Origin of the sequence: Actinospica durhamensis (assembly GCF_018139695.1) — a bacterium.
GTDB lineage: Bacteria > Actinomycetota > Actinomycetes > Streptomycetales > Catenulisporaceae > Actinospica > Actinospica durhamensis.
Map to the genome: position 1 here is coordinate 22,388 of NZ_JAGSOG010000065.1, position 12,820 is coordinate 35,207.

The window sequence follows — 12,820 nt, forward strand, 5'->3', positions numbered from 1 at the left end:
CCGGTTACAGAACTTCCTGCCGCGCGGCGGCCAGCTGGCGCAGCCGCAGGGCGTTGAGGCGGATGAAGCCGGTCGCGTCGTGCTGCCGGTACTCGCCGCCGGCCTCGAAGGAGACCAGGTCGCGTGCGTAGAGGGAGTACGGGCTCTTACGGCCCTCGACGATGACGTTGCCCTTGTACAGCTTCAGCCGCACCGTGCCGGTGACGTGCTGCTGGCTCTTGTCGATGAGCGCCTGGAGCATCTCGCGCTCCGGGGAGAACCACAGGCCGTTGTAGATCAGCTCCGCGTAGCGCGGCATCAGCTCGTCCTTGAGGTGTGCCTCGCCCCGGTCGAGGGTGATCGACTCGATGGCGCGGTGGGCGTACTGCCAGATGGTGCCGCCCGGGTTCTCGAACAGGCCGCGGCACTTCATCCCGGTGTAGCGGTGGTCGACGATGTCCAGCCGCCCGATACCGTTCGCCGAGCCGAGCTCGTTGAGCCGGGTCAGCAGGGCCACCGGGTCGAGGGCCTCGCCGTCGATGGCGACCGGGTCGCCCTGGACGAACTCCACCTCGATCGTGGTCGGCTGGTCGGGGGCGTCCTCCGGCGAGGTGACCCGGACCCAGGCCTCGCTCTCCGGGGTGATCCACGGGTCCTCGAGTTCCTTGCCCTCGCACGAGATGTGCAGCATGTTGGCGTCGGCCGAGTAAGGGGCCTCACCGCGCTTGTCCTTGGCGACGGGGATGTCGTGCGCGTCGGCGAAGGCGATCAGGTCCGCGCGGCCGGCCATGTCCCACTCGCGCCAGGGCGCGATCACCTGGATGTCCGGGGCCAGCGCGTAGTAGGCCAGCTCGAACCGCAACTGGTCGTTGCCCTTGCCGGTGGCCCCGTGGGCGACGGCGTCGGCGCCGACGCGGCGCGCTATCTCGATCTGCCGCTTGCCGACCAGCGGCCGGGCGATGGGGGTCCCCATCAGGTAGTAGCCCTCGTAGACCGCGTTCGCGCGGTACACCGGGAAGGCGTACTCGGACACGAGTTCGTGCCGGAGGTCCTCGATGAAGATGTTCTCCGGCTTGACGCCGAGGGCCAGGGCGCGCTCCCGGGCGATCTCCAGCTCCTCGCCCTGGCCGAGGTCGGCGGTGTACGTGACGATCTCGGCGTCGTACTCGAGCTGAAGCCATTTCAGGATGACCGAGGTGTCCAGCCCTCCGGAGAAGGCCAGGACGATCTTGCGGGGCTTGCTCATGGGTGAGTGCTCCTCAGTTCGGTTCTGTGTCCCCGGATCCGCTATGGGCTGCGGTCAGGGCGCGACGGTCGAAGGCATGCGGTTCGAGAAAGGCGGTGGGGCGGGTCAGATCGCGGGCTGGGCCGACCGGTCTTCGACCCGGCGGTCCAGTGTCCTGATGGCCGGTCCGGCCAGAGCGGCCGGAAGCGCGGCGAACACCAGGGCCAGCGCCAGCCAGCCGGGCGTGCCGAGCCTGATCACCCCGGCCGTGAGCAGGGCCGGCCCGATGATCTGCTGGGCGGAGCCGCCGAGGCTGAAGATCGACAGGTAGAGCACCCGCTGCTCGGGGTCGGCGTAGCGGTAGGACAGCTCCCAGCCGACGATGGCCTGCCAGATCTCGCCGAAGGTGAGCAGCGCGATGGCGGCGACCAGCAGCGCCGCGGCCGCCCAGGCGTCGACCTTGGCGGCGAGCAGCAGCACCCCGCAGCAGCCGGCCAGGACCAGGCCCGTGTACCGCACGATGCGCCGGAACGCCGCGGCGCTCTCCCCGGCCCGGGCCGCGATGGGCACCTGGAAGGCGATGGCCATGACGGTGTTCACCGTGACCAGCACCGCGAGCAGGCTGGCCGGGGCCCTGGTGTGTTTGAGGACCCAGATCGGGATGCCCACGGAGAGCATGGACATGTGCAGGCTCAGCAGGCCGTTGACGACCGCCAGGCGGGCGTAGGGGCGGTCCCGGAAGCGGGCGAGCGCGGCCCACGGGTTGCGCACCGTCACCGTCAGACGCGCCGGGATCCGCATCCGGCCGAGCAGGAAGGCCGAGAGCGCGAAAGACGCGGCGTCGCCCAGGACGATGCCGCGCAGGGAGGTCACGGTGTTGACGGCGATGAGCGGCGCGGCCGCCAAGGCGCCGAGCGAGAAGCCCACGTTGCGGATCGAGCGGATGGTCGCCAGCGTCTTGGTGCGCTCGGCGTCCGCCGCCATGCTGCCCACGATGCTCTGGGACAGCGGGACCACGGCGCCGGTGCCCAGGGCGATGGCCATGTTGATCGCGGTGAACGGGACCAGACCGTGCGTGAACGCGAGGGCGGCGAACCACAGCCCGCGCCAGATCTGGATGAGCCGCAGCAGCCGCTGCGGGTTGATCCGCTCGCCCAGGGCGCCGACCGGCGCGGCGGCGAGGAACCCGACCAGGCCGGCCACCGTCATGCCGAGGCCGGTCTGGGCGCCGGTCAGTCCGGCCGCCCTGAGGCAGAAGACCGCGGCCCCCACCAGGTAGAGGCCGGTGCCGATCGAGTCGACCATCTCGGCCAGGGCGAAGGCCCGCAGGTTCCGGCCGGACGGAAGCCATGTCAGGAGCCTGCTGCGCCGGGAGGCGGTGGGGACGGGCGGGTCCGCGGTGAGCTGGTTCACGCCGTTCCGTCCGTCGCAGCCGCGGCGGCCGCGGGCGCGGCGGTCACGATCTCGACGAGCGCCGCGGCACGTTCGGTGTTGCGCACGGCTTCGGCGGCGTCGGCACCGGTGGCGACCACTTCGCCGGCCCGGCTCCAGGAACTGGTGACCTCGCCCACGACGGTGCCCTCGGCCACGTCCACCTGGACCGAGTGGACCCCTTCGGCGTTGCCCGCCGCGTCCACTCCGTCGACCGCCGCCACGCGGCCGGGAGCAGAACTCAGGAAGCGCACCGCCGCGCCGCGCCGGGCACGCCGCTCCAGACCGGGCCGGCTGGACCCGTTCGGACCGCGCCCGTCGCCGCCGTCCACGTCCAGCACGTGCAGCAGATCGGCGAGCAGGTCGCCGCCGTACGCGAGGTCGATCAGCTCGACGATGCCGTCTCCCGGCAGCCGGCCGGCGCACTCGATCAGGTGCGGCTCGACGTCGCCGACCAGGATCCACTCGGCGTGCAGCACGCCGCTGTGGAACTCCGTGGCCGCGATCAGGTCCCGCATGCGGTGTCGCAGAGCCCGGTCGGCCTCCGGCGACACCGCGGCCGGCACGGAGTGACCGCTCTCGACCGGATGGCGGCCGGGCTGGACCTGCTTGGCGGTGATGTTGAAGAAGACGACGTCCCCGGCACGGACCAGCGCCTCCACGCTGACTTCGGGCCCGTGCAACCGCTCCTCGGCCTGGTATCGAGCGGCCTGAGCGTACCCGGCGCGCAGGAACGGCTCCTGCGCCTCGACGGCGATCCGCCAGGCCTGCGCGACGTCGTCCTGCGGGCCGAGCAGCTGCACGCCGAGACTGGCCTGCCGGTTCGTGGGCTTGAGCACGTACTCCCGCGTGCCGAGGCCGTCGCGGAACCGAGCGAGATCCTCCGGGCCCTCGACGACCCGCCAGGCCGGCTGCGGCAGCCCGACCCGCTCGCCGGCCCGGCGCAGCTCGCTCTTGTCGCGCAGCGTCCGGGCCGCCGAAAGCCCCGCGCCCGGCACCCCCCAGGCGTGCGCCAGAGCAGCCGCGGCGACGACGCCGTACTCGACGCCCGGCATGACGACCCGAACGCCCTCGGGCCGGGAGACGACATCGGCGAGCCCTTCCGCCCCCGCCTCATCCTGCGTAGGCGCGGCGATCACCGCCCCCACACAGCGGAACGGCGCGACCCGCTCCCCGATCCGCCGCCGCTCGATGATCTCCGGCTCGTCGACGACAGCCAGCGACCCGGCCGGCAGCAGCCGGTCCAGGTGCCCGATCCAGGCGACGCTGAAGCCCGCCAGGACATGCGTGATCGATGACGTACCGTTCATGTGCTTCCCCGCTTACACGTGGTTCCCGGCGCGAGCTCCACCCCGACGATCCGCCGCGGCCGCTCTCTCGACAAGTCATGCATATCAGTGCCATGTGCCACGTGACCTAGCCCATGACGAAGCCGGGCGACCCCATCACTGGGCGCCCCGACATGGTGACGGACGATGCTCACGAGACTCAGAGGAGTATGAGAGATGTCATCGTGCCCTGGCAAAACTGTCTCAACATCTGTCACAGATACATGACAGGCGCAACACGAGGCGGCATCGCAAGCCTCATACGCCGAGTTATCCTGTGGTGAGTATCTAGTTATCTACTATGGCGATGAGCAGCGCATATGGCTAGATTGACCGACCGGGCTGGGCATTGCACCGCTTGTCCGAGCCGTTAAGTAGTGGATGGCGAGCGAAAGTATCGGCTACTGAGACGCTGGCCCGTCCAGGATTCCATCAACCCATACATGTACATGATCAAGACCCGCCGAGGACATGACCGCTGGCACGCTCCTCAATCCGGCAAACGGTGCATCTCGCGTGCTCAGTCGGCGGTGCGGGGCAAGACGATGCGCACCAGCGCGCCGCCGCCGGGTGCGTCTGCGATCGTGATGGACCCGCCGTGGGCGGCCGCGATCTCCTTCGCGAGGGCGAGGCCGAGGCCGCTGGTCCCACTCCCGCGCTCGCGGCTCGCATCGAGGCGGACGAAGCGGTCGAAGACACGCTCGCGCTCCTCGGCCGGGATCCCCGGGCCGTCGTCCGCGATCTCGATCGCCACGGTGTCGGGCGCGGCCGCGTCGACGCTGAGCGCCACGCTTGTGCGGGCATGGCGGATCGCGTTGTCCAGGATGTTGCGCAGCAACCGCTCCAACTGCTCGGGTTCGCCGAGCACCCGTGCCTGCGCGGCGGCGGCGGTTGGGTGAAACTCGACGGGCACCCGTGCGGTGCCGGTGCTCGCGCAGACCTCCCGGACGAGCGGCTCGAGCGCGACGGGGCGGCGTGCCTGAACCAGGTGCCGGTCGTCGCTGCGGGCGAGCAGCAGCAGTCGCTCGACGAGGGATTCGAGCCTGGTGGACTGGCGCATGACGCGTTCGGCGATCTCACTCCACGGTGCGTGTTCCGGGTGGGCGAGGCCGACTTCGAGCGTGGTGCGGATGGCTGCGAGCGGGGTGCGCAGTTCGTGCGAGGCGTCGGCGACGAATCTGCGCTGGCGCACCGCCGAGTCCTCGATGCGGGCGAGCATGCCGTTCATGGTGCGGGCCAGTTCGCCGATCTCGTCGCGGGCGGCGGGTTCGGGCACGCGCCGGGAGAGGTCGGCCGCGGTGATCTCGGTGGTGGTGCGGCGGATCTGCTCGACCGGTCGCAGTGCCCTGCCCACCACCAGCCAGACGGTGCCGCTCGCCAGCAGCAGGATGGCCGGGACGCCGATCAGCAGGAGCCGGGCGAAGGTCTCGTTGATCTGGCTGAGCGAGGTGGTCGTCGTCAGGGTGACGATGTCGACATCGTGCCCGTCCACGGTGGTGTGTGTCGCGAAGGCCTGCAGTTCGTTGCCGAGTCCGGGGTCGACCGCGGGCCGGCGCACCGGCGTGTCGCTGCCGGGCGCGAGCGTGTAGACGGCGTCGTACTCGGTCAGGCCGCGTGTGGCGGCCAGAACGGTGGTCCCGTCCGCGGCGAGCACCTGGGCCTCGGCGTTCGCATCGAGGGGCGAGGCGGGCAGCGGATTCGGCCACCGGCCGGCCTGGCCGGACTGCTCGATCTGCGCGGCGTACGTGCTCAGCTGGTTCTCCACGGTGCCGCGCGCGGATCCGCGCTGCACCAGGTACAGGATCACCAGGCCGAGTGCGACCGCGACGGTCAGCGCCACGCCCGCCACCGCCGTCACCCGCGTCCGGACGGTCACCGCGGCTCCTCGCGGATCAGGTAGCCCTCACCGCGCACGGTCTCGATCAGCGCGGGCCCGCCGCCGGCCTCGATCTTCCGGCGCAGCCGGTGGACGGTGACCTCGACGACGGAGGGCCCGCCGTCGTAGGCCGCGTCCCAGCAGTGCTCGAGCAGTTCGGTCTTGGACACCACCCGCCCGCGACGGCGCAGCAGGTGTTCGAGGACGGCGACCTCCCGGGTGGTCACCTCCAGGTCCCGGCCGCGGAGGCGGACGGTGCGGGCGGCCGGGTCCAGCGCCAGGCCGGCGGCCTCGAGGACCGCGGGCCTGACGCCGAGCCCGCGGCGGGTCAGCGCGCGCAGGTGGGCCAGGAGTACCGGATAGGAGAAGGGCTTGGCCAGGTAGTCGTCGGCCCCGGAGTCGAGCCCCTCGGCGTGGTCGAGGTCCTCGTCCATGGCGGTGAGCATCAGAATCGGGGCCCACAGGCCCTGCTCGCGCAGCCGCCGGCACACCTGGTAGCCGTCCATCCCGGGCAGCATCACGTCCAGGAAGATCACGTCGGGCGAGGTCTCCTGCGCCTTCCAGAGCCCGTCGACGCCGTCGCTCGCCACGTCCACGACGTAGCCCTCGGCCCCGAGGCCCCAGGCGAGCGACGCGGCCATGTCCGGCTCGTCCTCGACCACCAGTACCCGCATCTATCCAGCATCCCCTACCGGTTGTGGCGTCGGCGCCGGCTCCCCGTGCGGCTGCGGCGTGTCGGGCGCGATCCGCAGCAGGCGGGCGGCCCACGACGGCATCCACCAGTTGAGCCGGCCGAAGAGCGAGACCAGCGCCGGCAGCAGCAGCATCCGCACGACCACCGCGTCGAGCAGCACGCCGGCGGCCAGTCCCGCCGCGATCTCCCGCACGGAGATGTCGTTGGCCGACGAGAGCGAGGCGAGCGCGAAGAACAGGATCAGCGCCGCGCTGGTGACCAGCCGCCCGGTGTGTGAGACGCCTTCGATGATGCCCTGCCTGGTCGAGCCGGTGCGCTCGTAGCCCTCGCGGACCCGGGCGAGGATGAACACCTCGTAGTCCATCGAGATGCCGAACAGGAACCCGAAGATCAGCACCGGGGCGAGCCGGTCGATCGCGCCGTAGCTACGCGCGCCCCACAGCGCCTGCATGCCGAGGCCGTGCTGGAAGACCAGCACGAGCAGCCCGTAGGAGGCCGCGACGGACAGGGCGTTGAGCAAGACCGCCTTCGCCGGCAGCACGATCGACTTCAGCCCGCGCGCCAGCAGCAGGAACGTCATGAGCGCCACGACCGCGAACAGGATCGGGAACGCCCCGTAGGCGGAGTGGGTCACATCGAGGTTGAGCGCACCCTCTCCGCCGACGAGCGCGCCGTGCGGAACGGTGCGCTCGATGTCCGCGAGCGAGGTGCCGCCCTGCGAGGTGCCGACCTCGGAGTCCGGAATCGCGAAGACCATCGCCGACCCGCCCTGCTGCCACGTGCTCCCAGTCGGGGCCACCACCCCGTGCACGCTGGGCAGCGAGGAGAGCGCGGAGGCCACCGATGCGGCGTCGGCGGCGTGCGGGACGTAGACCGGCACCGTCGTCAACGTACCCCCGGGAAACCCGTCGGCCTCCAGCGCGCGCAGGCCGTCGGTGTAGCTGCCGCTGGTCGCCAGGCTGCTCGTCGTCGGCAGACTGATGTTGATGGTCGCGGCGACGCCCGCAAGCGTGCCGAGGACCCCCAGACCCACGACCGCCGCGAGCACGCGGTACCGGATGATCAGCTCAGCCCAGCCGGTCCAGAACCGGCTCGCCCTGCCCGACCTGCGTCGGCGCGGCCAGTCGAGGCGCGGCCCGATCGTCGACAGGAGCGCCGGCAGCAGCGTGAGCGCGACCAGCGTCGCGCTGGAGGGGATGAAGAGCCCGGAGACGCCGATCCCGCGCACCAGCGAGTTCGGCACCACGACCAGCGCGAACAGCCCGAGCGAGGCGACCGTGCCACTGAACCACACCGAGTGCCCCGCCCGCCGGACCGCCTCATGCACGGCCTGCGCATTGTCCCGCCCCGCCGCACGCTCCTCACGCCAGCGGGTTACGACCAGAAGCGAGTAGTCGATCGACAGGCCCAAGCCCAGCAGCGCAACGATGAACTGCACAGACGGATTGATCGGCGAGGACGACGGCATGACATAGGTCAGCGCGTAGATCAGCAACTGCATCGTCAACACCGAGATCAGCGCCATGATGAGCGGCAGCGCCGCCAGCAACGACCCGAACACCCAGACCAGCACCACCAGCGCCCCGAGCGCCCCGACGATCAGCTCACTGATCAGCGTCGTATTGCCGCCGCTGGTATTTCCGGCATCCAGAGCCCGCAGACTCGTGCCGTCCACATGAAGCCCGGGCGCCGCGCGCTCAGCGGCCGTAGTGAGCGCGTCGACCTGATCCGTAGTCATGTCGTCGTTGGTATCCGGCGGATACGCGAGCACCACGGTGCTCGTGCCCCCACGCCCGACCAGCGCCTGCGAACCAGTCGCCGCGTACGACACCACCCGCATCCGCGGCTCAGCCTTCGCAATCGCCGCGTCAACAGCACGCAACTGAGCACCAGCAGCCGAACCGGAGACGGTCTCGCCCGCCGGAAGCCCAAGAACAAGCACCCCCGGATCCGAAGTCGCACCCCCGTAGCGCAAGGCGATCTGCGCATCGGCCGTATACGCCGCGCTGTTCACATGAATGCCGCTCACCAGCCGGCTCGACACGCTCGGCGCGACAACAATGCCGACAATGGTGACCGCCAACCAAGCCACCATCACCTTCAGCCTGTTCCGCACCACCCAGGCGCTGAGTCTCTCCACCACTTCCTCCTCAGGTCAGTTCACTCGACCCAGAGGCTAGGAACCGGCACCTTACACCCCGCTTACGCGCAGGTCGGGCGGCCTACTCACGGGTCTTCGGCCCCGACCACACCGACACCGGGGCGGTCCGGGACGAACTCGCACGCCGGGGAAAGGCGGCGGGATCGCCCGGCGGCTGATCGCACCCGGTCACGGTCCTGATTCGGTCCTGATTCAATGTGCCCCTCCCTTGAGGCGTGGCTCGGCCCACGGCTACACTTCAGCGCGCAATACCCGCGCGTATCTTGGTGGAGGCGCGGGCACGACCGGGCAGTTGCCCACTCGCCACTTCAGCGCCATCTGTGCACGTCAAGCCAACGACGAAGCAACCGAGCCGGCTGGGGGAATCGGTGTTCGAAGATCCCGCTCAGACACACGGGCGCGGGCCTGGCGGCGCCGCGACCTCCGACCCCGGGACCAGCGATTCCTGGACCAGTGATTCCTGGCCCGAGCGGGTGGACGAGACCTGGCCGAATGCTTCCTGGCAGCCCAGGCAGCCCAGACGGCGCAGGGGCGCGCCGCCGGTCAGGGCGCTTCTGACCAGAGGCCGATGGGACGGCGCTTGGGCCGCGGTCGCCCGGCTGCGGGGGATCGAGGAAGGCATACCCCTGCGGTGGTGGGCCACCGCGGCGGCCGGCGCCTTGGTTTTGGCCGCGGGTACGGCCGGCCTGGTCGCGCTCACCGCCGACCGCGATGCCGGATCGGCGGCGGCGTCGTCCGCGCCGTACGCCGCCGGGACCGCGCAGTACGCGGCCGCGCACTGGGCCGTGGGCGCGGTCGGCACCCGACACGTGGTGGCGTGCGATGTGACGGAGTGCGCGCTGCTGCACTCGATGGGGTTCCCGGCCACCTCGCTGGTCGCGGTCCGCTCGGGGATATCCGACCTCGAACAGGCGGACGTCGTGGTGAGCACTCCGCTGCTGCGGCGGGAGTTCGGCGCCGGTCTCGACGCGCTCGTCTCCACCGAGCCGCTGGCCGTGTTCGGCGCGGGCAGCGGGCGCGTGCAGATCGATGCGATCGCCCTGGACGGCCCGGCCGATTACGCCCGGCGGCTCGGGGCCGACCGCTCCGAGCGGCGGACCGCCGGCGCCGAACTGCTGACCAACTCGCGGCTCAGGCTGAGTCAGGCGGCCCGGAGCGAACTGGCCGCGGGGCTCGTCGACAATCGCACGTGCGCGCTGCTCGCCCTACTTTCCGACAGCGGCTCGCTCTCCGTCACCGCCTTCACCTCGCCCGGACCGGGCGCCGGACCGGACATCCCCTGGCCTGGCGTGGTGATCAGTACGTACAGCGGAGATCCCGTCCCCGGTACGAGGCAGGCGGCGACACGATTGCGTACGATCGCCGAAAGCCAGCAGAGCCCGTTCGCGCCCATGCAGATCACCGACGTCGGCACGTCCGCAGCGCCGAGCACACCCGCACCCGCGGAAGTGCTTCAAACGCCACAGCCCGCTCTCGAGGTCCTGTTCGCCGAGCCCGCGCCCCTCGAACTGCTCACCGGTAGCGGCACGTGAACCTCACCGGCGCCCCTGCCCGTCCACCCCGAGCGACTCCGCAACCGCGCCGAGGCCCGGCCCGGCTGCTCGCCGCCGCCGTGGCGTTCGCGGCGGCCTTCAGCTGCGTACCCGCGCATGCCGCGAGCCCCGAACCGTTCGGGTGGATACGACTGGCTCACTTCTCACCCGACACCCCGGCCGTCGACGTGTATCTCTACTCTTACGGCGGACACACCGCCGACTTCGTGCTCGACCACGTCGCGTATGCGACGGCCTCCCCGTACGAGGAGGTCGCACCAGGGATCTACACCGTCGCCATGCGCAGCGCCGGAGCGCCCGCGACCTCCGCCCCCGTGATCAGCACCACCGTCACCGTGGCAGCGGACCGCGCCTACACGATCGCGGGGCTCGGGCCGCTCGACGCGCTCACCCTCGACGTCCTCGACGACCAACTCACGGCGCCCTCGGGCAAGACGGAGATCAGGCTGATCGAGGCCTCCCTGCGTGATCCCGCCGTCTCGATCACTGCATCGCAGGGTACTGCTCCGATCAGCATCCGCTTTCCCGCCGTCACCGGGTACACGCCGGTGGCCTCCGGAGTTCGAGAACTGGCACTCGCCACACCTGGCGGATCCGCGCAAGTACGGATGGATCTACAGCAGGCGACGACCCATACCCTCGTCGTCCTCGACTCCGCGGGCACCACTCCGCGCCTGCTCGACCTGACGGATGCGGTCGGCACGGCGGCGATCCCCCGCGGAGGCGTCCAAACCGGCCTCGGCGGCACGGCCGGCTCCGCCCGTCCGGGTGTTCCCGTGGCCGAGGACGTGCTGTGGGCGGCCGTCGTCCTGGCCGGCGCGGGAATCGTGGTCTTCGCGGGCCGGCGTCTGCGGGGCTACGCGGGATGAGAACGCGACACATCGCCCAGCACGCGCTCCCAGCCCGACGCGCCCTCTCCATCCTGGCCATGGTGCTCGGCGTCGGCGTGGTGATCGCGGGCGGCATCGAGTTCGGCGAACACATGGCCGGGGCGAACCGGAACGCAGCCCTGAGCGCGAAGTTCCCGACGCAGAGCGCGTCGGACGCGACCGGAAGCGGGCAGGGAGCCACGAGCCCCGCGGCCACGGCCTCCACAGCCTCGAGCGCGCACGTCACACCGATCCGGATCCGCATCGCCGCGCTCGGTGTGGACGCCGTGATCCAGAAGCTCTATCTGACCAGCACGGGCACCCTGTCCGTGCCGACCCAGACCAACCAGGCCGGCTGGTACACCGGCGGCGCCGTTCCCGGCCAGCCGGGCCCCGCCGTCATCGCCGGACACCTCGACTCGATGTCGGGCGCAGCGGTGTTCTACGGCCTCGACCGCCTCCAACCGGGCGATGTGATCATCATCGAGCTGAGCACGAAGCAGACCGTCCGCTACGCGGTCACCGGCACACAGGTCACCTTGAAGACGCAGTTCCCCACGGCCGAGGTCTACGGCCCCACCCCGGACGCCGAGCTCCGCCTCGTCACCTGCACCGGCGATCTGGTCGACGGCAGCTATCTCGACAACCTCATCGTCTTCGCCACGCTCAAGCCGTAGCACCGGGAACGGGCTCTGCGCTGCAGGCGACCGGTTCGCGCTCGACCTCCCGGGGAAGTGCCGGGGCAACCGGCGACTTCATCGGCGACCGACCGGTCAACGCCGTCATTCAAACCACTGATCAATCCACTGGCACCGCCAGATTCGATGTGTTGCATCGACCGATTGAATCCGCCTGGAACCGAAGCGGGTTTTGAACCCGAGAGGGTTCACCTTGACTTGCAGACAGGTTGTGGTCAAAGTCATACCCGGGCGGTAGGTACCTGATCGAGTATCAGGGAAGTACCAGTCCGGCAAAGGTGGTTCTGGAACGGATCCAGGGAGCTGCGATGCTATTCGACGTATTTGATAGTTCCGTGGACCTTCTGGCGCCACGCAGCGTTTATGTCGATGCTCGTCCACGCTGGCAAGAGAGAACGCGATGTCTGACCTCGGCGACCTGACCGTCACCTCGATGCGCGACACCGTCGCGCTGCCCGAGGACGGAGCATCTTGGGGCGGCTGCACGTGCCAGGGTTCTTCGTCGTGCGCCAGCGCGGAGCCGACGCCGGGCTCCATCGATCTGTGACATTCATCCATACCGGTAGGGAGAATTCAATGTCCGACGCCACTGAGAACGTGAGTTTCGACCTGGAGGACCTGGACCTCAGCGACCTGACCGTCACCTCGATGCGCGACACCGTCGCGCTGCCCGAGGACGGGGCATCCTGGGGCAACTGCTCCTGCCAGGCTTCCTCATCGTGCGCCCAGACGGACATCCCGACCACGGCGTAGTCATGCCGGCCCGCACCCACCTGTGCGGGCAGTCGCTGGCCACGGGTCGCACGCAGTCTGCGCGCAACCCGTGGCCGGTGTTCCCTTTCGGACGACTCTCGTGAGCCCCGGTGCCGACCTGGTCGGTGCCGGCCCGCCTGCCGCATAAGCTACTTCGACGGAAACGCGATCACTGTCATGCCGTACGCCACAGCGCACTTGGCGCCGTCTTCCCTCGTGCGCTCCACCGTGGTGCGGCACCCCGCCCAGAGCC

General features: G+C 70.4%; 11 protein-coding genes. 5 read left to right on the forward strand and 6 right to left on the reverse strand.

What is annotated here, in order from left to right; genetic code table 11:
* Positions 1 to 4 precede the first annotated feature (4 nt).
* From KDL01_RS15360 to KDL01_RS15385, 6 genes are all read right to left on the reverse strand, one after another.
* Positions 5 to 1,225: an argininosuccinate synthase gene (locus KDL01_RS15360; RefSeq protein ID WP_212529168.1), complete on the reverse strand. Its 1,221-nt coding sequence runs from the start codon at positions 1,223 to 1,225 to the stop codon at positions 5 to 7.
* A 105-nt stretch (positions 1,226 to 1,330) separates the two neighbouring features.
* Complete coding sequence (locus KDL01_RS15365; RefSeq protein ID WP_212529169.1) at positions 1,331 to 2,617, reverse strand: MFS transporter; 1,287 nt, start codon at positions 2,615 to 2,617, stop codon at positions 1,331 to 1,333.
* Complete coding sequence (locus KDL01_RS15370; protein WP_212529170.1) at positions 2,614 to 3,945, reverse strand: ATP-grasp domain-containing protein; 1,332 nt, start codon at positions 3,943 to 3,945, stop codon at positions 2,614 to 2,616. Before KDL01_RS15370 ends, KDL01_RS15365 begins: the two co-directional genes overlap by 4 nt.
* Before the next feature lie 538 nt (positions 3,946 to 4,483).
* A complete protein-coding gene (locus KDL01_RS45250) occupies positions 4,484 to 5,839 on the reverse strand; it encodes a sensor histidine kinase (protein ID WP_212529171.1) in 1,356 nt (451 codons plus the stop codon).
* Entirely contained in the window at positions 5,836 to 6,513 is a 678-nt protein-coding gene (locus KDL01_RS15380; RefSeq protein ID WP_212529172.1) for a response regulator transcription factor, read from the reverse strand. Before KDL01_RS15380 ends, KDL01_RS45250 begins: the two co-directional genes overlap by 4 nt.
* Positions 6,514 to 8,673, reverse strand: a complete 2,160-nt coding sequence (locus KDL01_RS15385) for an MMPL family transporter (RefSeq protein ID WP_212529173.1) — start codon at positions 8,671 to 8,673, stop codon at positions 6,514 to 6,516. It abuts the gene before it with no gap.
* Positions 8,674 to 9,359: 686 nt separating this feature from the next.
* On the opposite strand from KDL01_RS15385, the gene KDL01_RS15390 reads away from it, so the two are divergent.
* The 5 genes from KDL01_RS15390 to KDL01_RS15410 all read left to right on the forward strand — a co-directional run bounded on the left by KDL01_RS15390 (position 9,360) and on the right by KDL01_RS15410 (position 12,567).
* Entirely contained in the window at positions 9,360 to 10,226 is an 867-nt protein-coding gene (locus KDL01_RS15390) for a hypothetical protein (RefSeq protein ID WP_212529174.1), read from the forward strand.
* Positions 10,227 to 10,306: 80 nt separating this feature from the next.
* On the forward strand, positions 10,307 to 11,116 hold the full coding sequence (locus tag KDL01_RS15395; RefSeq protein WP_212529175.1) for a DUF4397 domain-containing protein: 810 nt from the start codon (positions 10,307 to 10,309) through the stop codon (positions 11,114 to 11,116).
* Entirely contained in the window at positions 11,113 to 11,793 is a 681-nt protein-coding gene (locus KDL01_RS15400; protein WP_212529176.1) for a sortase domain-containing protein, read from the forward strand. Before KDL01_RS15395 ends, KDL01_RS15400 begins: the two co-directional genes overlap by 4 nt.
* Positions 11,794 to 12,214: 421 nt before the next feature.
* Complete coding sequence (locus KDL01_RS15405) at positions 12,215 to 12,361, forward strand: thiazolylpeptide-type bacteriocin (RefSeq protein WP_212529177.1); 147 nt, start codon at positions 12,215 to 12,217, stop codon at positions 12,359 to 12,361.
* 29 nt (positions 12,362 to 12,390) lie between these two features.
* The gene (locus tag KDL01_RS15410) at positions 12,391 to 12,567 is read left to right on the forward strand and encodes a thiazolylpeptide-type bacteriocin (protein WP_212529178.1); all 177 of its coding nucleotides are present in this window, start codon (positions 12,391 to 12,393) and stop codon (positions 12,565 to 12,567) included.
* Positions 12,568 to 12,820 lie beyond the last annotated feature (253 nt).